The organism is Acinetobacter lactucae, from assembly GCF_001605885.1.
Lineage (GTDB): Bacteria > Pseudomonadota > Gammaproteobacteria > Pseudomonadales > Moraxellaceae > Acinetobacter > Acinetobacter lactucae.
The window spans coordinates 128,060-148,866 of record NZ_LRPE01000034.1; the positions used below are offsets into that span (position 1 = coordinate 128,060).

General features: G+C 38.6%; 18 protein-coding genes. 8 read left to right on the top strand and 10 right to left on the bottom strand.

Annotation, left to right across the window (positions count from 1 at the left end; all coding sequences use genetic code 11):
- Positions 1–2: 2 nt before the first annotated feature.
- The gene (locus tag AWW73_RS12035; protein ID WP_031948072.1) at positions 3–689 is read right to left on the bottom strand and encodes a hydrolase; all 687 of its coding nucleotides are present in this window, start codon (positions 687–689) and stop codon (positions 3–5) included.
- Between the two features lie 196 nt (positions 690–885).
- On the opposite strand from AWW73_RS12035, the gene AWW73_RS12040 reads away from it, so the two are divergent.
- On the top strand, positions 886–1,776 hold the full coding sequence (locus AWW73_RS12040; protein ID WP_062849758.1) for a LysR family transcriptional regulator: 891 nt from the start codon (positions 886–888) through the stop codon (positions 1,774–1,776).
- Positions 1,777–1,824: 48 nt separating this feature from the next.
- On the opposite strand, the gene AWW73_RS12045 is transcribed toward AWW73_RS12040, so the two are convergent.
- Positions 1,825–2,565, bottom strand: a complete 741-nt coding sequence (locus tag AWW73_RS12045; RefSeq protein ID WP_081409603.1) for a GntR family transcriptional regulator — start codon at positions 2,563–2,565, stop codon at positions 1,825–1,827.
- Between the two features lie 395 nt (positions 2,566–2,960).
- On the opposite strand from AWW73_RS12045, the gene AWW73_RS12050 reads away from it, so the two are divergent.
- Both AWW73_RS12050 and AWW73_RS12055 read left to right on the top strand, forming a co-directional pair.
- Positions 2,961–4,430 carry an NCS1 family nucleobase:cation symporter-1 gene (locus AWW73_RS12050; RefSeq protein ID WP_062849760.1) on the top strand — a complete coding sequence of 490 codons (1,470 nt, stop codon included), beginning with the start codon at positions 2,961–2,963 and terminating at the stop codon, positions 4,428–4,430.
- Positions 4,427–5,161 carry an aspartate/glutamate racemase family protein gene (locus AWW73_RS12055; protein WP_062849761.1) on the top strand — a complete coding sequence of 245 codons (735 nt, stop codon included), beginning with the start codon at positions 4,427–4,429 and terminating at the stop codon, positions 5,159–5,161. Before AWW73_RS12050 ends, AWW73_RS12055 begins: the two co-directional genes overlap by 4 nt.
- A gap of 66 nt (positions 5,162–5,227) precedes the next feature.
- Here AWW73_RS12055 and tauD read toward each other — a convergent pair whose 3' ends face one another.
- The 4 genes from tauD to tauA are packed head-to-tail and all read right to left on the bottom strand — an operon-like array spanning position 5,228 to position 8,828.
- Entirely contained in the window at positions 5,228–6,109 is an 882-nt protein-coding gene (gene tauD, locus AWW73_RS12060; RefSeq protein WP_062849762.1) for a taurine dioxygenase, read from the bottom strand.
- Between the two features lie 8 nt (positions 6,110–6,117).
- Positions 6,118–6,987, bottom strand: a complete 870-nt coding sequence (gene tauC / locus AWW73_RS12065) for a taurine ABC transporter permease TauC (RefSeq protein ID WP_016144989.1) — start codon at positions 6,985–6,987, stop codon at positions 6,118–6,120.
- On the bottom strand, positions 6,984–7,778 hold the full coding sequence (locus tag AWW73_RS12070) for a taurine ABC transporter ATP-binding protein (RefSeq protein WP_062849763.1): 795 nt from the start codon (positions 7,776–7,778) through the stop codon (positions 6,984–6,986). Before AWW73_RS12070 ends, tauC begins: the two co-directional genes overlap by 4 nt.
- A 9-nt stretch (positions 7,779–7,787) precedes the next feature.
- Entirely contained in the window at positions 7,788–8,828 is a 1,041-nt protein-coding gene (gene tauA / locus AWW73_RS12075; RefSeq protein WP_081409604.1) for a taurine ABC transporter substrate-binding protein, read from the bottom strand.
- A 440-nt stretch (positions 8,829–9,268) separates the two neighbouring features.
- Between tauA and AWW73_RS12080 the strand changes: the two genes are divergently transcribed.
- On the top strand, positions 9,269–10,453 hold the full coding sequence (locus AWW73_RS12080) for a hypothetical protein (RefSeq protein ID WP_062849765.1): 1,185 nt from the start codon (positions 9,269–9,271) through the stop codon (positions 10,451–10,453).
- Between the two features lie 60 nt (positions 10,454–10,513).
- Here the strand turns inward: AWW73_RS12080 and AWW73_RS12085 are convergent, their stop codons facing one another.
- The 4 genes from AWW73_RS12085 to AWW73_RS12100 all read right to left on the bottom strand — a co-directional run bounded on the left by AWW73_RS12085 (position 10,514) and on the right by AWW73_RS12100 (position 15,976).
- On the bottom strand, positions 10,514–11,980 hold the full coding sequence (locus AWW73_RS12085) for an MFS transporter (RefSeq protein WP_057106779.1): 1,467 nt from the start codon (positions 11,978–11,980) through the stop codon (positions 10,514–10,516).
- Between the two features lie 194 nt (positions 11,981–12,174).
- Entirely contained in the window at positions 12,175–13,566 is a 1,392-nt protein-coding gene (locus tag AWW73_RS12090) for an LLM class flavin-dependent oxidoreductase (RefSeq protein ID WP_057106780.1), read from the bottom strand.
- A gap of 177 nt (positions 13,567–13,743) precedes the next feature.
- Entirely contained in the window at positions 13,744–15,039 is a 1,296-nt protein-coding gene (locus tag AWW73_RS12095) for an acyl-CoA dehydrogenase family protein (protein ID WP_062849766.1), read from the bottom strand.
- A 118-nt stretch (positions 15,040–15,157) separates the two neighbouring features.
- The gene (locus AWW73_RS12100) at positions 15,158–15,976 is read right to left on the bottom strand and encodes a hypothetical protein (RefSeq protein WP_062849767.1); all 819 of its coding nucleotides are present in this window, start codon (positions 15,974–15,976) and stop codon (positions 15,158–15,160) included.
- Between the two features lie 643 nt (positions 15,977–16,619).
- On the opposite strand from AWW73_RS12100, the gene AWW73_RS12105 reads away from it, so the two are divergent.
- The 4 genes from AWW73_RS12105 to AWW73_RS12115 all read left to right on the top strand — a co-directional run bounded on the left by AWW73_RS12105 (position 16,620) and on the right by AWW73_RS12115 (position 20,713).
- Positions 16,620–18,065 (top strand): cytochrome ubiquinol oxidase subunit I, encoded by a 1,446-nt coding sequence (locus AWW73_RS12105; protein ID WP_031948060.1) that lies wholly within the window; start codon positions 16,620–16,622, stop codon positions 18,063–18,065.
- Positions 18,058–19,065, top strand: coding sequence for a cytochrome d ubiquinol oxidase subunit II (gene cydB, locus AWW73_RS12110; RefSeq protein WP_005076463.1), 1,008 nt, complete (start codon positions 18,058–18,060; stop codon positions 19,063–19,065). The genes AWW73_RS12105 and cydB overlap by 8 nt, the downstream gene beginning before the upstream one ends.
- A 14-nt stretch (positions 19,066–19,079) precedes the next feature.
- Entirely contained in the window at positions 19,080–19,214 is a 135-nt protein-coding gene (locus AWW73_RS18680; RefSeq protein ID WP_000749813.1) for a hypothetical protein, read from the top strand.
- 92 nt (positions 19,215–19,306) lie between these two features.
- Positions 19,307–20,713, top strand: a complete 1,407-nt coding sequence (locus tag AWW73_RS12115; RefSeq protein WP_062849768.1) for an aminotransferase-like domain-containing protein — start codon at positions 19,307–19,309, stop codon at positions 20,711–20,713.
- The last annotated feature ends 94 nt before the right edge of the window (positions 20,714–20,807 follow it).

Consider the following 20,807-nt stretch of genomic DNA (forward strand, 5'->3'; position numbering starts at 1 on the left):
TTTTATTTTGCAGAAACTGGTGCAAGTACTTCGTGTTTTGACGTTGTACGCTCAGGTGCCTTATGTACCATTGTATAGGCATAGTCCACACCCATACCGTAAGCACCAGAATGCTCACGTACAATTGCCATAACTGCATCATACGTATCACGATGTGCCCAATCACGCTGCCATTCAAGTAGTACTTGTTGCCAAGTTACAGGAACCACACCCGCTTGGATCATACGTTGCATGGCATAGTCATGTGCTTCTTTCGATGTACCACCCGAAGCATCTGCAACCATATAGATTTCATAATCCCCTTCAAGCATGGCACCAAAAGCAAAGGTGTTATTGCACACTTCAGTCCATAGACCTGAAACAATCACTTTTTTACGATTATTTTTTGCAAGCGAATCACGTACCTTTTGGTCATCCCATGAATTCATTGAAGTACGTTCTAATAAAGGAGCATCCGGAAATACATCTAAAAGTTCTGGATAGGTATGTCCAGAGAAGCTTTCTGTTTCAACCGTCGTAATGGTGACAGGAATATTAAATGTTTTAGCTGCTTTTGCTAACCCTACAGTATTATTTTTTAATACTTGGCGATCTATTGACTGTACCCCAAAAGCCATTTGTGGCTGATGATCAATAAAAATAACCTGACAATTCGTTGGTGAAAGTTGTTCTAAAAGTGACTTATTCATGGGTAAACTCCAATATTCCTTATGAGTAATGCATTTAAATTGCTTACTGGTCACTATCAAAACAGATAAAAATGTAAAAGCATAGACAGCAAATCAGCACGAATCTGTATCCTGTATGGATACAATAGAAACAATGATTGCTTTTTAATTTTTATAGTTTAATCATGGATATATATTTTTTAACTTTTAGTTATCCATGGATCGATTAGACTGTATTTCCACTTTTGTAAGTGTCGTAGAACATGGGAATTTTAGTAGCGCAGCCAGAGCACTCGATATCTCTCGTGACTTAGTGGCCAAACGTGTTTGCTACCTCGAAAATGACCTAAAAACCACACTATTAACCCGCACCACCAGACAGATGAACCTCACCTCTTGTGGGGAAAAGTTTTATCAGCATAGTAAAGTCATTTTAAGTGAGTTCGAATGGGCTGCCTATGAAATTAGCTATAACCAGCAATATCCTGAAGGTGAACTCAAGCTCAATACGCCAATGTCTTTTAGCAATATTTTTCTTCAACAGATCATTTCAGACTTTATTGAGAAATATCCCAGCATAAAAATTGATTTATTCATGACGGATCAACTATTAGACATGAATAACAATAAATTTGATTTAACTATTCGTGTAGATGGTTCTCCTCCAAATTTGGCAAATAGTAAAATTTTAAATACCTATCAGCGCTATTTATATGCAACACCAGAATATTTTAAACAGCATGGATTACCGGATTCGTTAGAAGAACTTAAAGAACATAAATTTCTGATTTACTATCAAGATAGTCGACATAAGAAATTGATTTTCCAGAAAGATCAAAAAGAAGTATCGTTCAATTGCTTCCCAGTAATGACCTGTAATAATGGTGAATTATTATTAGATATGTGCCTAAAAGACCACGGTATTGTTTTTCTTCCAGAGTTTATTGCAGAACCTTACTACAAAGAAGGTAAATTACAGAAGTGTTTGGAGGACTACACCAGTCAGCCGCTTCACTTATATGTGACATGGCCAAACCGTAAAATTCTATCGAAGAAAGTAAAACTATTTATTGATTTTCTGACGCAACAAATCGTTCCTATAAAATAACCAGAGTGGGCCTTTTCAATAAGAAAAGGCCCAATACTTTTAGCTAGTTTAAATAGCTTCAATTTTCTTATTTTTAAATAAATTTAATAAGTTTTGTTCTGCTGATGCTGTACTATTTTCTTCAATAAATGTCGTCGCGTAGTGTTCTAAATGCTCTTCCATCAATTGAGTAGCTAATTTTTCATTTCCTTGCTCAATGGCATCTAAAATCGCACGGTGTTCATCTGCTGAACAATTATTATGTTTTGGAATTTCATATAACCCAATTAATAACGAAGTTCGCGCAATTAGTGTCTGCAAATAACTGGTCATGATCGAATTCTGATTTGCTTCAATCAGCTTTAAATGAAATTGACCTGATAGCTTAATCCACTCAGCCCAATTTCCAACTAAACGCTCCTGTGACTCTTGCTCTACCAAGGTCCGAAGCTCAATAAAATCTAGGCCATCTGACTTTTGTGCTAGTTTTTTTACAGTAGCGATTTCAAGCATGCTGCGTGCTTCAAAGACTTCTTTTGTTTCATCAAGGCTATGTTTTGCGATGAGTGCTCCACGATTGGGCTGAATTTCTATGACCTTATCATGGGCAAGTTTTACAAAAACACGTCTTAGTACTCCTCGCGTTACACCGAATGCTTCACACAAAGGTGCTTCAACTAAACGTGCGCCAGGGGCAAGTTGTCGATTTAAAATCGCATCAACAATTGCGTTATATATATGGTCATCAATTTCATCATTGCTCATTTCTACGGCTTTTTTTGGTGCATTTGATGGCATTGATTTCTCCATTTTTATTGATGCCTCCTCTTTTTAAAACTTTATCTAATGACAATAGTGTAAGTTTAACTTAAGCATTTGGAAATATTTCTCTCATTTCCACAACACTTCTATTGAACAGAACAATTTAATATTAGATCCCTAAATATCTACTTATACACCTAAATTTATTTACTTTTTATAAAAAATTAAGCACTTCTCCTTTTATAAATCTGTCTCTTCATATCCAAAATTCATACCAGTTTAAATAACTCATAAGCGCACTTCTTAAATTTGGCATAACTTTTGCTCAATTAAAATTGTGCACAATTTAAATATAACATTGTACACAATTTTAATTTCATTCTTTTAGACAGAACAACAATGCTGCTGAAAGTGCCTCCATCTTAAGGAAGTGAGTGTTCAAGATGAATAATACCGAAGCAATAATTAAACCTTCTTATGATGCAAAACTGACAAATCAAGACTTAGCTCCTTTAAAAAAGCAAACATGGGGCGCTTATAATATTTTTGCTTTCTGGATGTCTGATGTTCATAGTGTCGGCGGTTATGTCATGGCTGGGAGCCTTTTTGCACTTGGGCTAAATAGCTGGCAGGTACTTTTATCTTTACTCATCGGCATCGCCATAGTTCAGTTTTTTACAAACCTCATTGCCAAGTCTAGCCAGCAAACTGGCACACCCTATCCTGTTATTTGCCGCGCAACCTTCGGTGTGCTTGGTGCAAATATTCCTGCTGTTATTCGTGGGCTTATTGCTGTCGCATGGTATGGCATTCAAACCTATTTGGCATCCAGTGCCTTTTTATTGGTTATTTTAAAGTTCTTTCCAGAATGGTCAGTCTATGCCGATGTTTCAACTTATGGCTTTCTTGGACTTTCCTATTTAGGATGGGTTGGCTTCATGCTACTTTGGCTACTGCAAGCGATTGTTTTTTGGTCTGGCATGGACAGCATTCGTAAGTTCATTGACTGGGCGGGTCCGGCTGTCTACATCGTAATGTTTGCGATGGCAGTCTGGCTCATCTGGAAAGCTGGCTGGCAGAATATTGATTTAAATTTAAGTGGGGTTCAATACGACGGTTTTGCAGTTGTCCCAGTCATGATTGGTGCTATTGCTCTCGTTGTTTCATATTTTTCAGGGCCGATGTTGAACTTTGGCGACTTCTCTCGTTATGGCAAAAGCTTTAATGCCATTAAAATGGGCAACTTTCTTGGACTACCGATTAACTTCTTAGGTTTTTCTTTACTCACTGTGGTTTGTATTGCAGCAACTTTGCCAGTGTACGGCAGGCTCATTACCGACCCCGTCGAAATGGTTGGTAAACTTGATAATACTTTTGTGGTGATTTTAGGTAGCTTGACCTTAATGATTGCCACCATCGGAATTAATATTGTCGCTAACTTTGTTTCTCCGGCGTTTGATTTTTCTAATGTCTCACCGAGTAAAATTAGCTGGCGCATGGGTGGAATGATTGCGGCAGTGGGTTCAATTTTTATTACGCCATGGAATTTATTTAATAACCCTCAAGTGATCCATTACACCATTGATATTTTAGGTGCATTTATTGGTCCACTCTTTGGCGTATTGCTCGCCGATTTTTATCTCATTAAAAAACAGAAAATCGTGGTAGATGATTTATATACCTTAGATATCAAAGGTTCATATTGGTACAAAAATGGTTATAACCACTCTGCCTTTTATGCCTTAATTCCAGCTTCATTAATTCCTATTCTCTGCGTACTTTTACCACAACTCTCTGGGCTGGCTAATTTCACATGGTTTATTGGGATGGGATTCGGTTTCATTATCTACCGATTTCTTAACCAACCGCTTGGCCATACTAAATCGGCAATGACTAAGGTAAAAGTACAATGAAAATTAAAATTATTAATCCTAATACCACCCAAAGTATGACTGACAAAATTGCTGCATCAGCAAAGATAGTCACAAATTCTGATACTCAAATTATTGCCGTGAGTCCTCAAATGGGCCCTGCAACAATTGAAAGTTATTATGATGAAGCCCTAAGTGCAGTAGGTGTGCTGGAGGAAATTCGCCAAGGTGAGCCTCTAGGTGTAGATGCTTATATTATTGCCTGTTTTGGTGATCCTGTGCTTTATGCTGCACGTGAAATGACTTCAGCACCTGTGATTGGGATTGCCGAAGCAGCTATGCGAACTGCAAGTTACGTTAGTACTGGTTTTAGTGTAGTCACAACCTTACAACGCACAGTGAATATGAGCTGGCATTTGGCCCATCGCTATGGGGCTACACCATTTTGCAAAAATGTTCGAGCTTGTGATATCGCAGTTGAAGAGTTGGAGCTTCCTGACTCAGACGCTTATAGGACCATACGAGATGAGTGCAAAAAAGCGCTCGCAGAAGATAAAAGCGATGCGATTGTTTTAGGCTGTGCAGGCATGAGTGATTTGTGCGTAAAACTACAAACCGAGTTGGGAGTGAGTGTTATTGACGGCGTTGCAGCAGCCGTTAAACAAGCTGAAATGTTAGTCCAGTTAAATTTAAAAACCAGCAAAATTGGTGATTGGGCTTCACCTCCTGTAAAAAACTACACAGGCATATTATCAGGATTTGGAATGCGATAAAGAGTTACTGTTTCAATTCCAGCTCAAAATTAGAGCTGGAATTGAAACAAAGAATAATTAAAAGAATTAAGCCTCTGCTAACTCTGGCTGTTGTTCTTCTTTATAAAATGGTACATCGCCATTAATGGTTGCGCGGTGCATGATGCGATGGGCATCGCCATAATCAAATAATGCTTTATGTTGTGTGCAACGGTTATCCCAAATCGCAACATCACCGTCTTGCCATTTCCAGCGTAAATGAAATTGCTCTTGAGTCGCATGTTCAAACAAGAAATTAAGTAATTGCTCACTTTCTTGTTCAGGTAACTCATTAATGTGTGTAGTAAAACCCTCACTTACAAACAACAAAGGCTCGCCCGTAACCGGATGAGTACGCACTACTGGATGAACCACTGGTGGGTTACGCTTAAATGTTTGCAAGAGTTTTTCACGTTCTTCTTCGCTATGGGCAAAACGCTCAAGCGGAAAAGACTTACGAATATCGTGGGTTGCAGTTAAGCCACGTAGTTTTTGCTGTAGTTCGAGCGGTAGCCCTTTAAAAGCTGCTGTATTGCTCGACCACAACGTGTCACCGCCTACAGGTGGAATTTTAATAGCTTGCAACACACAGCCCAAAGGTGGAGTTTTACTAAAAGTCACATCTGTGTGCCAAAGTTCATTGTCACGCAAATCTTGTTTCCAACTGTCGAGCACCATCACTTCAGGTACATCTTCAATTGAAGGATAAATCGGGTGCACATGTAAGCTGCCAAAACTACGTGCCAAGTCAGCTTGTCCTTGCGGCGCTAATTGTTGCTTTCGAAAAAAAATGACCTGATGATCAAGCAAAGCCTGCTGGATTTGTTGCGTTGTCTGTTCATTTAACGCATTCAAATCAATATCGTGAATAATTGCGCCAATGGTAGGCTTGATCACTTCAATATTTAAGTTTGCTACTTCTGTATTCATCTTCTTTACTACAACTGCTGACCATACCAAGGAGAAAACTGTTTTTGTAACCAACGTAAAAACAGTTCAAAACTAACTGCGACAATCGCAATCACAATAATGCCCAGAATCACCGTATCGGTAATTAAGAACTGCGCTGCCGATTGCACCATAAAACCAATACCGCGGTCCGCTGCAACTAACTCTGCTGCAACTAATGTTGACCAGCCCACCCCTAAACCAATACGAATACCGGTAATAATATGAGGTAAAGCTGTTGGCAAAATGACATGCCAAAAGACTTGTGACTGACTTGCTCCTAGCGACAGTGCCGCACGTTCACGGTTAAGCTGATGGCTTAACACACCATGCGCACTACTAATAATGACAGGCGCCAAAATCGAGAAGAAAATCAAAAGCACTTTTGTGGTTTCGCCAATACCGAACCAAATAACAAGTAACGGCAAATAAGCTAACGGCGGAATTGGACGTAATAATTCAACCAAAGGATCTAGAACAGCGCGAACCCATTTGTTTAGGCCCATCCATAAGCCCAGCGGAACACCAATCACCACGGCAACAATCAAGGCTAAAAATACACGAGAGATGCTGGCTGCCAAGTGTTGCCACAAAGTAGCCTTCATAAAGCCTTCTTGACTGACCGATATAAATTTTTGCCATACTGCCTGTGGACTCGGTAAAAACAGTTCAGGTACGACATGCAAAGCAGTAATGAGGAACCAGAGTGCAACTACACTCCCCACACTAATTATGCTGACCGCTAAAGTACGATGCTTCTCAAAAAATGACGATAGAAATGAAGCATTTTCTCTTTGCACATTTAACTCAGGTTTAAGCTCTGCTTTGTCATATTCATAAACGTTATCTTTAGTGTTCATGTAGGTAACGCCTCCTTACCGCTTTGTTTTTGTGCCCTTAAACTTTCAAATAGCTGTTCTCTAAGCTGAATAAATTGAGAGTCCGATTTAATTGAGCGAATAGACTCGCCCTGACGATATCGTTGAGCAAAATCGAGATGTAGAGTTTCTACAATTTTGCCCGGATGTGCTGTCATTAGAACTAACTGATTGCTAAGCAATAATGCTTCTTCAATGTCATGTGTAATTAAAAAGAAGCTTTTATTTTGTTGAATCCATAAATCGAGAACTAGCTGCTGCATGTTTTCACGCGTAAAAGCATCTAATGCGGCAAAAGGTTCATCTAATAAAATAAACGGCGCGTGACTGATCAAAGCTCGGGCAATACCAACACGTTGTTTCATACCACCGGAAAGTTCCCAGATATTGGCTTTTTCAACATGACTTAAACCCACAATTTTCAAAATTGCGTTTACTTCTGCCTCAATCTCTGCACGCTTTAAACCTTTTAACTGCAAAGCGAAGCCAACATTATCTGCAACATTTAGCCAAGGAAGTAAGGCGTGATCTTGAAATACAACAGCACGAGTTACATCTGGTCCAGTTACGACTTCATGATTTACAAGCACATCACCAGAACTTGGCTTTTGAAACCCTGCCAAGATATTAAGCAAAGTTGTTTTGCCACAACCCGACTCACCTAAAATCACGGTTAAAGAACTGTCTTCAATGGTGAGGTTAATGTCTTGTAAAACTGGCTTTTGCTGTTTAGGAAAAGTCAGATGAATATGTTTGGCTTCTAATACACTCATGACAACTCCTTAAGGCTGCAAAAATGAAGAATTCACATTGCCTTTATAATCGGCTTTAAGTTGATCGACCTTGCCCTGACCTTTTAAGAACTTCGCTGTATCAAAAATATTTTGCGCAAATTCACCATCTAACGTTTGTTTTTGCTGAGCGTGGTCAAGGTAAATATTTCCACTTAATAAAAGCGGGATATCTTTTGGATCAGAACCTGTGAGCTGCGCAATTTTTTGCACGTTATCGGCATCTTTAACGTAAGCGGCTGGGTCTTGGTTATATTTTTCGAGTTGCTCAAGTGTGGTTTGGACAAAAGCTTTTAAGAAATCAGGATTTTTCTCTGCAAAATCTTTACGTACAACCCATAAGTCATAAGTTGGAGCGCCCCATTCACCCACTTGTTTTGAGTCGGTTAAAACCGTACCAGATGCTTTGGCTTTACTTAAAGCAGGTTCCCAAACATAGGCAGCATCAATATCACCACGTTCCCATGCAGCTGAAATTTCAGGTGGACGCAAGTTAATAATTTTTACTTTGTCTTCTGGAATATTCCAATGTTTAAGTGCAGACAAAAGGCTGTAATGGGTTGTTGAAACAAAAGGTACAGCAATGGTTTTGCCAATTAAATCTTGAGGAGTTTTAATGCCTGATTTATTACTCACCACGAGTGCTTCAGATGCACCAAGTTTTGAAGTAATTAAGAATACCTCAATAGGTAAATCACGGCTTGCCGCAGCAGCAAGTGGACTTGAACCAATATTGCCAAGTACGACATCGCCTGAAGCAAGTGCGTTTACAACATCTGAACCCGCATCAAATTTTTTCCATTGAATAGTACGTTGACTATGTTTTTCATATTCCCCATTCGCCTGCGCCACTTTGCTTGGGTCAACCCCAGTTTGATAAGCAATAACGACAGGTTTGTTGTCACGAACTGAAGCACCCGTATTATTATCTTTCTTATTCTGCCATACGATAAATGCAACAATTGCGACTACTACAATTGCCGTGATAATCAACGGTTTGGTTTTAGTGCTCATAATTTCATGATCTTTCAATAATATAAGTTCATGGTATGCAGCTGGCTTTATAATGAAAAATAAAAAAATATGAGTTGCTTATCTAATTTTTATAAATAAATTTTCCTTATAAGTTTTTATCTTTTGGTAAAAAGCAAATTTTAAGCAATCCTATAGATTAGCGGTAAAATTAAAATACTTATATATCAATAATTAAAAACGATATTCACAAAAGATAAGATGAGAAAAGGCTGACACACATCCTCTAAGTATTTTATCCTACTCATTTCGTCATTTTTATTTTTGCTTATCGCATCCAGAATTTTGCATCCAATTAATTTTCATTATTTTATATAAAGTACAGATTTTATTATCTTTTTATCTTGAATCTTCTGCAAATATTGAGATTTGGACAAATCTTTTTCTGGTTTATACATGAGGAAAATTTAATTTTTATTTTTAAGAGGAGAAATCATCCCTTGTTTAAACGTCCTACAACTTTCAAAAAAATATTCATCGCGACGACTTTGATTACATTGAGCCTCTCAAGTCATGCAGCCCTTACCTTTGGCAATGCTGAAGAAGGTCAACTTAAAGTAAGTGGTACTGTTCGGGCTAAATATGTTTATGATTTTGACTCTGAACCCTCTACCAGTAAATTTTCCTTTAATGACGCAGTATTATGGCTGGACTACAATTCCCCAAAATGGATTGGCCGTCTAGATTATCGGGTTTATGAATATTATGGACGTTTAGGCGATGCCAACTGGCTCACCGATGCATGGTTGGGTTATAAAATTAATGACAACAGTAAAATTATTGCTGGCTTAAACCCTGTTCCTTTTGGCTTGGGTCGATTTTGGGGGAATACTTATTATTTAGGCATTGCCAATAGTGCGGGTTGGGAAGATGTACACAACCTCGGCGTAAAATATGATTTCAATGATGGAACCAATGAAGCACAACTCGCCTTTTATCCTACCGATGGTGGCACCTATAGAGGTAAAAGCAAAGACTCGAGTCGATTTAGTATCAACCCTGTCAATGCAGATGACTCTGTACCGCAAGGCACCAATACCAAAGAAAAGAACTCGTTTGTAGTTCGCGGTGCTCATACCTTTAAGAATGTCTTAGGCCAAGAGAATTTCTCTACCCAACTGGGTGCTTCTGCATGGTATTCCACCATTGAAAATAAACGTTCAGGGCAAGATGGTGATCGCCAAGTCTACTCAGTTTTTAGCAATACCAATTATAACCAATGGAATTTACAGCTTTTGGCCGGTTATCAAGACATCGATAATGCCGACACTCAATATAAAGACCACCTGACTTTGGGCGGTTTCGATTATTCATTTAACTCTGCAACCAAAGGTCAGATTTATTCAGCCGAACTCAGCTATTTATTTCCTCAGCAATTTGGACCGATTACCTCTGTTCGCCCGTACTTGAACTATAGTTCTTATCGAAAAGAACAAGACGGCTTTAAAGACTCTACCCGTTTTATTCCCGGCATTGCCTTTAACTATCAAAAACTGACGGTACAAGCCGAATTACTGATGGGTAAACATGATCCATACCTAGGAGACAGTGAAGGCCTTGCAGCTGGTGGAACCAATGATAAATGGAATAAAAAAGCATTTGTAATTTTTGCTTATTACTTCTAACTCCAAAAATAAAGGCCAACATGTGTTGGCCTTTATTTCATTTAGATATTTATTTTTACGTTAGTCGATTACTGGTGAATTATTTAGAGGAAGTTCTGTTTTATCTTCATAGATGACATCGACATCTTGAGCGGTAGGCTCAAACTTAATCAGTAGTCCAATCACAATTAAAGGAATAAAGGCAAAGATAGAAATAATCAGGTAAACATCGGTTTTATATCCCGCCATCCAGATCGGTAAAACAAACAAAGCAATTGCTTGAGCAACACCCGTTACTGCACGGTTAAAGCCAACCCCAACACCACGAATCGAAGCAGGATAAGCCATAGTTGGATAAACCATCATTTGTGCCCCGGGCCCAAAGCCTTCGGCAAAAAGCCATAAACCGAGCATGCCAATTGCAGTGTAAAGTAAAAAGCTGTTCCCGGGTTCACCAATGAATGCCAAAGCAATGAGAGCAATAAACTGAAGTAAAAAGCCTGTAAGCAACACATGACGAGATTTAAATCTGCTTGCAACAAATACGCCTAACAGCCCGCCCGTAAATGCAAATAATAAATTAAGCCCGAGTGTTGTAGTAATCGTTGTTAAAACATCAGTATGAAAGAACCGCGTTAAAATAGAAGGTAAAAAGAAGGCAATGGTGGTGTACTGAAATGCCACCGAAATATGAATCACGATTGCCACAATCGTTCTTGGCAAATAGGTTTTATTGAATAAAACTGCAAAACCCTCGCGCTTTTTCTCTTCAGTAGTTCTTTCTACTTTTTCGACTGTTGCGACTGCATTAATTGCGTAGGATTCTTGTAGAACTTTAGCTGCGCCTTTTAAATCACCTTGGTTTGCAAGCCAGATTGGTGATTCAGTTAAATATTTACCGCGAATAAAAATAATGAGTAACGCTGGTACTGCTCCAAAAATTAAAGATGCTCGCCATAACCAATTGCTATGTTCAGGCGGTAAAAGAAAGTAAAGCGCCAAAACCAGACCAAAACACACCGAAGAAGCGGCATACCACATTGGGCACCATGCGGCTAAACGTGCTGCTTTGTTGCTACTACCGTTAAATTTGGAAAACTCAGATAAGTATGACATTGCGACAGGTAAATCAATACCAACACTAATTCCCATAATAAATCGGGCTAAAATCAAAACCCATACATTCGGTGCAAAACCAGCGACAATTGCCGCAATAACAAACAGCACCATGTCCGCCATGAAGACCCGATAACGGCCAATTTTATCTGTCAGCCAACCACCAATGAGATTACCAACAATGGTTCCACAAACAATCGCTGAAGCTACTACACCTGTCATGACAGGGCTTAAAGAAAACTCTGAGATGACTTGCTCAATACCAAATGAGAGCGTTGTTAAATCATATGCATCAATAAACACACCAATTAATGCCAACCAAATAACTTTATTCGATTTACCCTTCCCTGCAAATTTGGAAATTAACTGTGAAACATCATCGGGAGATTTAATTTCATAACGATGGTTATGATCGAGTTCTTGCGTGCTCACTTAATAATTCCTGTATTTTAATCACAGAAACAAAATAATGATTATTCACACAATACAAAAACAAATTAATCTGATGTTTTAATCTAAATTATAGAATTATATTTTCATTATTAACTCAGCAGTAAAACCGATATAAAAAAACAAAATAAAAGCTGGTATTTAACCAGCTATTTATTTAAAGGCTTCCTAAAATATTAACTCGCCTCAGCAAGTTTTAACTCTTTTAGATTACGATATTTTGCACCGCGGTGATTTTCAGGCAAATATGGCCCAGCACCAAATAGTTTTTCTCTTAATGTTCCTTGTGCATATGAGGTTTGATATACCCCACGTTTTTGCAATTCTGGCACAATAAATTCGACCACATCGGCAAAGGTTTGATGCGCCAAAATATAGGCAAGGTTAAAGCCATCGACATCTGTATCTTCAACCCATTGTTGTAGAGCATCTGAAACTGTTTCTGCCGAACCCACGAGTACTGGTCCATTACCACCTAAGCTGTTCCAGTTTGCAATTTCCTCAATAGTCCAGATACGCTCTGGGTCCGCATTCACATAAGAATCCAATAAAGATTGAATCGCGTTGGTTTGAATATATTCAACTTTATCAGTCGGTTGATATTGTGAAAAATCGACACCAGACCAGCCAGATAGCAATGTTAAAGCGCCATCGTAGCTTCCATAGCTTTGATATTCTTTAAACTTAGTCTGTGCTTTTGCATCGGTTTCATCAGTGACAATCGACAAAAGTGCATAAATTTTAACTGAGTATGGGTCACGGCCTTCCTGAGCCAATTTTTGGCGAATACCCTGTACCACTTTTTTAGTGGCAATTTTAGACGGGGCTGCAATAAATACACACTCAGCATTTTGACTTGCAAACTTCTGCCCGCGTGAAGATGCGCCTGCTTGGTAAAGTACTGGTGTTCGCTGCGGTGATGGTTCACAAATATGGATACCTGGTACAGTAAAGTATTTACCCTCGTGTTGAATTGGGTGTACTTTTTTATGGTCAGCAAAGATACCGCTTTCACGATCACGAAGTACCGAACCTTCTTCCCAAGAACCTTCCCAAAGTTTGTAAAGGACTTCTAAGTATTCATCAGCAATATCATAACGATTGTCATGATTAACTTGAGTTTTTAATCCTAAGTTTTTCGAACCACTTTCCAAATACGACGTCACGATATTCCAACCAACTCGCCCTTTAGTTAAATGGTCCAGCGTACTGATACGTCTAGCAAAAGGATAAGGATGCTCAAAGGAAATCGAAGTTGTGACACCGAAGCCCAAGTGTTTTGTGACTGCTGCCATCGCTGGCACAATCTGTAATGGATCATTGACCGGAACTTGTACCGCGCCTGTTAAGGCATGTTCGGCGCTTTGATGATAAACGTCATAAATACCAAGCACATCTGCAATAAAAATACCGTCAAAAAAACCGCGTTCCAAAATTTGTGCTAAATCTGTCCAATATTCTAAATCTTTATATTCAACAGATCGGTCTTGAGGATGTCGCCATAATCCAGGAGATTGATGGGCAATACAATTCATTTCAAAAGCATTAAAACTAATTTTCTTAGTCATAAAATATCAGCCAGCATTTTATTTAATTTTTATACTAAAGCAATTTTTAGGTTTTCTTTATAATATAAACCCCAAACAAAATATGATTTTATTCTAATAGATTTTTATAATTTAATTTAAATAATCAAAATAATATTAAGCCGCCAAAAATAGCAGCTTAATATATAAAGTTAAAATTTATTGTTTAGCAACATTCCCTATTCGCCATTGATACGGTGGTAATGTGCCGTTTACACTAAAATCACCGACAATTCGATTTTTAAATACTCTAGGGTTGTGTGAAGATAAAGTTCGTACATTACGCCAGTATCGATCTAGGCCTAAATCTTTGTCTGTTGCAGAAGCACCTAAAGCGTCAAATAAAATTGTAGAAGCATTTAAAATTAGATCGGTAATGACCGTTTGGGACTGCGCACTTTCAAGCTCGGCAAGTGCATTTTGCTCTTCTTCAAGCTGCTCATTATTTTGAAATGCAGCTAAGTAAGCACGCTGTAAGCTTTGTGCGACTTTTTCAACAATCGCCCCTGCACTGTAAGCCGCACCACGAATTTGTCCTACTACTTGTAAAATTTGCGGATCCTGTTTTACGAATTGGGCATTCGCATGCGTGTAGTTTCGGGTACGTTTAGCAACAGCTTGCGAAACATCATAGGTTGCAGCACGCCCTAGGCCTGTAATGATTGCCAGTTGTACCAGTTGATAGTAAGCCGCTGAATATTTAAAACGATCATCATCAGGTAAGATTTCAGTTTCGTCGACCAATACGCCATGGAAATATGCTGTACCACTTGCGGTGAGTTGCTGACCAAAGCCATTCCAGTCATCAACAACTTCAACACCCTCATCTTCACGTCGAACAACTACTGATCCAGACTCACCCTTTAAATCTGTTACACCAATTTCAACCCAGTCTGCATATAGACTGCCTGTGGTGTAGTACTTTTGACCTTTAACACGAATTTTTCCGTCACTATCCCGATATAGATGAGTTTCAAACTGATCAATTGACTCTTTTCCGCCCTCAGACCATGCACTACCGACTGTTTCACCATTGGCAATTCGGCTAAGCCAACGCTGCTGAAACGCTTTATCTTTACTTACCAAGACATCTTCAGTAAAACCAAAATGCACACGTAAAGCTTGCGGTAAGTTTGAATCAACTTCTGCAAGTTCAATGAGCAATGCAAATAATTCAGGAATAGTGGCTTCAAAGCCACCATGTGCTTTAGGAAGTCGTAATCTTGTAAAACCAATATCTTTGAGCCACTGAAGTTGTTCATACGGCAAAATATGCTGTTGCTCGCGGATTAAAGCCCCTTCTTTAATGCGGGCAAAAGTCGGTCTGAAATGTTGTGCCAACTCATCATAACGTGATGACGGCCCTTCTCCCCACACGCGAGAAACAATTGAGGCCTGACTAAGTGCTGCATGCGTTAGTGAACCGAGATGATGCTCAAAATTTAAATTTGTCATGTAAGTAAAACCAATATTGCTTTGCTTTTACCATAAAATATTTATTTCACATGAAAACGATTATTTTTTTATAACAGTATTCAAACTTTATATAACGCACAACAAAAGCCTGCCAATGCTAAGCGATCTCTTTCTTGTTAAGACTATGCTGACTTTGCAATAAGGTTTGCATATATTCTGAATAGACAGATAGTTTTTCGAAAATATGCTCTGAATAAAACATATCATCAATTAAATGAGTCATTTGATGCGTCGTGAAGGTGTCACACAGTCCCACAAGCTCCGCATTCATCCGAGCAAATTGTGCACATAGCTGTACATAGGTTTCATCTTTATTTTTGAATAATAATTTCCGCATTTCTAAGCTATTAAAGTTTTTTAAGTCCTCATCTTTTGTCGTTTTAATCCAATAAATTTTGACTTTTAGAAATTGCTCAAGAGCTTCTAAATGATTGATATCTATATCTAAACTTGTAATTAAAAAAACTGTAGAAAGGTCACTTCGACACAGAGCTTTGATTAAGCTTAAATAAATAAACTCAACTTCATTAAGCTCTGCAAGTTCCAAATCTATATAAATTTTTAGACTTTCTAAAACTTCATCTACCTTAAATAGCACCTTTTTATCTGCTTGATAATATTTATTGAGAATAGAAAGTACAGGTGCAGTCGCAGGTGTCGTATAAATGGCAGGCTTGTTTAAGTTTGCAAAAATAAAAGGTGAAAATAGGTAGGCCACGCTACTTTGATGTGGCTCAATATGAGATTGGATTAAATATACAGTTTCAGCTTTGGAAAAGTCTCTGAGTACTTTCGCTCTTAATAAAGTAGCTTCAAAATTAACGTAGGTTTGCTCTAACTGAGCCAATATAGATGCAGAAATAGGCTGATTTTTAATAATTTTATGCAGGACATTGAGTTGAGAAGTAATAAACATTTTTTAACATCCAAGCTATTTTAGAAGAGCTACACTTAAATCAGGTCTTTAATAACCCACGTAATAACCAGACCTCACGCAAAACAACAAAGGAATAAAAAAGAAGAAATTATTCTGCGCTTATTACCCAAAGTCGCATTCACTTTGTTTTGGAAAGTGATTTTGGCCATTCGTAAATCTCGTTCATTTATTTTGGACTTTTGAAGAATGGATATATAGCTACAGATAATTGAAAAAAAACTATAGCACACCTCAAGACAGCTCCAGACTGTTATAGTTTTATAAAAAATTTCTGTATCTACATATACAAAAATAGTAAGTGCATGATTAATGAAACTTCTTAAGGTAGGTAGTTTTCATGAGACGATCTATTGCATATCGCCAGATATTTCATCAATGTTTCAATGCAACATGCTTTTTTACAAATGCAACATCAAACATAAACTTTGTTAACAGATTGAGAACAATCAATCAGTCTATTCTCTTGAAATATCAAGCAATTATATTGCTTAACCCTGTTGGCATTTTACTTGCTAAGAACACTTATCACAGAAGCAAGTTTAATCGTCAAAATACTTTGTTGCCTGAAAATAAGTATTTAACTCATTCAACCATCATCAGCTAGTTCACAGGGGGAAAGTTTATGAGCCTCGGTCTAACCGCTCTAGAATTAGCGCGAATACAATTTGCTTTTACAGTATCCTTCCATATTATTTTTCCGGCCACTTCCATCGGTCTTGCCTGCTTTTTAGCAGTGTTAGAGTGGAAATGGTTAAGAACCCAAAACCCGATTTATAAAGATCTATTTAAATACTGGATTAAGATCTTTGCCGTTGCCTTTGGTATGGGTGTGGTCTCGGGCGTGGTCATGAGTTACCAGTTCGGTACCAACTGGAGTGAATTTTCACGTGTCGCCGGAAGTATTACTGGTCCTTTACTGACCTATGAGGTCTTGAGTGCCTTCTTCTTAGAAGCAGGCTTCTTAGGCATTATGTTATTTGGCTGGGGGCGTGTTGGTCCTCGAGCCCATTTCTTTGCAACGCTTATGGTTGCCATCGGAACATGTATTTCCATGTTCTGGATTTTATCTTCTAATAGCTGGATGCAAACCCCTCAAGGCTTTGCCATCGAAAATGGCATTATTGTGCCAAAAGACTGGTTTGCTATTGTCTTTAACCCGTCCTTCCCTTACCGCTTTGCCCACATGGGTGCTGCCGCCTTCTTAGTTTCATCATTATTGGTCGTCGGAACATCTGCATGGCATTTAATAAAAGGCCGTCGTGATGAATTGGTAAAAAAATCGTTCTCGATGGGTCTTTGGATGGTGCTTGTGACTTCATGTTTACAAGTGGTAATTGGTGATAACCATGGTTTAAACACCCGTGAACATCAACCAGCTAAACTTGCAGCAATGGAAGGTCACTGGGAAACCAATCACAATGAGCCGATGCCATTATTGCTATTTGCAATTCCAGATATGAAAGAAGAACGAAACCATTTTGAAGTGGGTGTTCCTTATTTGGGTAGCTTAATTTTAACGCATAGCTTAGATGGCCAAGTGACAGGCTTAAAAGATTTCGCACCTGAAGATCGTCCAAATTCAACGATTGTTTTCTGGAGCTTCCGTGTGATGGTGGGTCTTGGTGTACTCATGGTCACTCTGTCTTTAATTGCACTTTGGTTACGTAAGCGTGGAAAACTCTATGAAACTTCGTGGTTCCATAAATTTGCCTTGGTGATGGGACCATCTGGTTATGTCGCCATGCTTGCAGGCTGGGTAACCACTGAGGTTGGGCGTCAACCGTGGGTGGTGTATGGCATTATGCGAACTAAAGACGGGCTTTCACATACAGTTTCTGCAGATCAGGTGGGTCTAAGTCTCTTTATTTTTGTAGTGGTATACACCATCGTTTTTGGTAGCGGTATTTACTACACCTTAAAACTCATTAATAAAGGCCCTGTATTTATCGATACACCAACTATTGAATCTGGGGGCGTTGGACACTTTAAAACACCAATGCGTCCACTCAGTGCTGTCGATGAAAACATTGACGATAATCAAAAATCTGGGGAGAAACATCATGATTGATCTTTCTTTAATATGGGTCGGTATTATTGGTTTAGGTGTTTTAATTTATGTGGTCATGGATGGCTTTGACTTAGGAATCGGGATTATGTTCCCTTTCATTAAGAATAGCCAAGAACGTGACGTCATGATGAATACCGTCGCTCCTGTTTGGGATGGTAACGAAACGTGGATGGTACTCGGTGGTGCTGGTCTATATGCTGCCTTCCCATTGGTATATTCAACAGTTTTATCAGCGCTTTACCTACCTATTATTTTCATGGTCATTGCCCTGATTTTCCGTGGCGTTGCTTTTGAATTCCGTTTTAAAGCTCATCGTACCAAGCATCTTTGGGACTTGGCTTTTATTTGGGGCTCGGTTTTAACCAGCTTCCTACAAGGGATTATTTTGGGTGCTTATATTCAAGGGATTAAAACCGAAAATGGTATTTTTGCTGGTGGGTCTTTTGATTGGCTTTCCCCGTTTACAATCTTTACAGGTATTGGCGTAGTTGCCATGTATGCCACTTTAGGCTGCGGATGGCTGATTTTAAAAACTGAAAAAGGCTTACAGCAACGCATGTATGAGCTTATGCCAAAGCTGATTATTGCACTGCTCATTATTTTTGGGGGCGTAAGTTTATATACGCCGTTGACTCATCCTGAAATTGCAGATCGCTGGTTCTCTTTACCAAATCTGTTCTATTTTAGCCCTGTACCTATTTTGGTCTTATTATTTGTTGGTCTGATTTTATCAGCATGTAAAAAGCAGGATCATGACCTTAAACCATTTGCATATACATTGGCACTCGTTTTCCTTGCATTTACTGGTTTTGTGATTAGTTTATGGCCCTATATTATTCCACCATCAGTTACCATTTGGCAGGCAGCAGCGCCTCATTCAAGCCAGATGTTTGCTTTGGTCGGTGCGTTAATTCTGATTCCAATTATTATTGCTTACACCATTGTCTCTTATTGGGTATTCCGTGACAAAGTGCGTGTAGGTGATGAAGGTTACCATTAAGTATGGAGGGTTTTATGAAAAAGTCATCCGTTAAACTCAATCAAACCCAATGGTTTATTCTGCTATGGCTCGGTGGTTTTTTAGCCTTAGCTGTGATTGCGGGATTGTTTAAAGTGATATTGATTTATGCAGCCCCTTACTTAAAGTAATTCCAACTTTCTAAACAAATGCCGTTTGTAGATTCTGCAAACGGCATTTATTATTGATTAAGTGCATCTTTTTTTATTTCGTGCAGCCATACATGTATAAATCAGAACAACTCGCTCATAGCATTCGCCAACTCATTGAGAGCGGCACTTTAAATGCACATGAAAAATTACCTTCATTAAGAGATCAGGTACAACGCTCCGGCTTTAGTTTAATGACCGTAATGAATGCTTATCAGGAGCTTGAATCACAAGGTCTGATCTATTCAAAAGAAAAATCTGGATACTTTGTTGCCGAGCAAATTGCACTTAAACCTTTAGAGCAATATTCAGTTGTTTCACTGAATTCTAAAATTGAAATTAATTCCTTAGTTTTTAAATATCTTAAGTCAATTCAACATGAATCTGTCGTACCTTTTGGTTCAGCTTTTCCTGATAGTCAACTTCTAACAGCCCCCAAACTTATTCAAATTATGGGACAGCTGGCCCGTCAAAGACAAAGTTATGACCAGACAACCAGTTTGCCTCCTGGTAATTTATCCTTAAGAAAATTAATTGCTCAACGCTACTGTATGCAAGGCATACAGACCGATCCAAATGACATTGTCATTACATCAGGTGGTTTGGATGCACTAAACCTTTCACTACAAGCTGTCGCTCAACCCGGTGATTATATTTTATTACAGCAAACTGTGTTTTATGGGGCTTGGCAAGCCGCCGAGCGTTTAGGACTTAAAGTGATTACCATTCCCGAACATCCGCAACATGGTTTTGACCTAGAGGCTTTTGAACAGGTCATTCAAACATATCCAATCAAGGTGTGTTGGCTCATGTTGAATGCCCATAACCCGATTGGTTTCACAGTTAGTGATGACATTAAATATAAAATTGCCAAGTTGCTTCACGAACACCAAATTTATTTGATTGAAGATGATGTCTATGAAGAGCTTTTTTATGGCGGCCAAAAACCACTTTCGATGAAGTATTTTGACCAACAAAATCTGGTGCTTCACTGCTCTTCTTTTTCTAAAACATTAGGTGCTGGTTTTCGGGTCGGTTGGGTCTATGCGGGTAAGTTTTCAGACCATATTCAACACTTGCAGCTTATGAGTACCATTTCAGTCAATGCACTCATTCAAAATGCATTGGTTGAGTTTTTATCTCATCATCATTATGAAAAGCACTTGCGTACACTTAGACTTTCCCTTGAGCGTTATAAAAAGCAGTTTTATCACTATTTAAAGCAGCATTTACCTAGCTCTTGCGAAGTGTATTACTACCCAAGTGGTTATTTTCTATGGGTCAAACTTCCCAGCACCCTAGACAGTATGCAAGTTTATGAAGCGTTGATTCAGCAAGATATTGGCGTTGCACCAAGCCCTCTGTTTAGTGTTTTACCTGCACAGCAACATTATTTACGAATTAATTGTTCTTTTGAATGGAACACTAAAATTCAAAATGCATTAGATCAAGTGATTAAAACCATTCAACAAAAAGTTTAAGCAAGTATCTAAAGAAATACTTCGACCTAAGCACAATTTTATAGACTTTATTTTGTGGTAACTTTATAGCTCAAATCTATAGTTTTAAGGGAAA

Excerpts from the sequence above, each read along its gene's own strand:
- cydB (WP_005076463.1), top strand. The coding sequence starts at position 18,058 with ATGATTGATCTTTCTTTAATATGGGTCGGTATTATTGGTTTAGGTGTT.
- AWW73_RS12115 (WP_062849768.1), top strand. The coding sequence starts at position 19,307 with ATGTATAAATCAGAACAACTCGCTCATAGCATTCGCCAACTCATTGAG.
- AWW73_RS12070 (WP_062849763.1), bottom strand. The coding sequence starts at position 7,778 with ATGAGTGTATTAGAAGCCAAACATATTCATCTGACTTTTCCTAAACAG.
- AWW73_RS12055 (WP_062849761.1), top strand. The coding sequence starts at position 4,427 with ATGAAAATTAAAATTATTAATCCTAATACCACCCAAAGTATGACTGAC.
- tauD (WP_062849762.1), bottom strand. The coding sequence starts at position 6,109 with ATGAATACAGAAGTAGCAAACTTAAATATTGAAGTGATCAAGCCTACC.
- AWW73_RS12035 (WP_031948072.1), bottom strand. The coding sequence starts at position 689 with ATGAATAAGTCACTTTTAGAACAACTTTCACCAACGAATTGTCAGGTT.
- AWW73_RS12090 (WP_057106780.1), bottom strand. The coding sequence starts at position 13,566 with ATGACTAAGAAAATTAGTTTTAATGCTTTTGAAATGAATTGTATTGCC.
- AWW73_RS12050 (WP_062849760.1), top strand. The coding sequence starts at position 2,961 with ATGAATAATACCGAAGCAATAATTAAACCTTCTTATGATGCAAAACTG.
- AWW73_RS12100 (WP_062849767.1), bottom strand. The coding sequence starts at position 15,976 with ATGTTTATTACTTCTCAACTCAATGTCCTGCATAAAATTATTAAAAAT.
- tauC (WP_016144989.1), bottom strand. The coding sequence starts at position 6,987 with ATGAACACTAAAGATAACGTTTATGAATATGACAAAGCAGAGCTTAAA.
- AWW73_RS12045 (WP_081409603.1), bottom strand. The coding sequence starts at position 2,565 with ATGGAGAAATCAATGCCATCAAATGCACCAAAAAAAGCCGTAGAAATG.
- AWW73_RS12095 (WP_062849766.1), bottom strand. The coding sequence starts at position 15,039 with ATGACAAATTTAAATTTTGAGCATCATCTCGGTTCACTAACGCATGCA.
- AWW73_RS12105 (WP_031948060.1), top strand. The coding sequence starts at position 16,620 with ATGAGCCTCGGTCTAACCGCTCTAGAATTAGCGCGAATACAATTTGCT.
- AWW73_RS12040 (WP_062849758.1), top strand. The coding sequence starts at position 886 with ATGGATCGATTAGACTGTATTTCCACTTTTGTAAGTGTCGTAGAACAT.
- AWW73_RS18680 (WP_000749813.1), top strand. The coding sequence starts at position 19,080 with ATGAAAAAGTCATCCGTTAAACTCAATCAAACCCAATGGTTTATTCTG.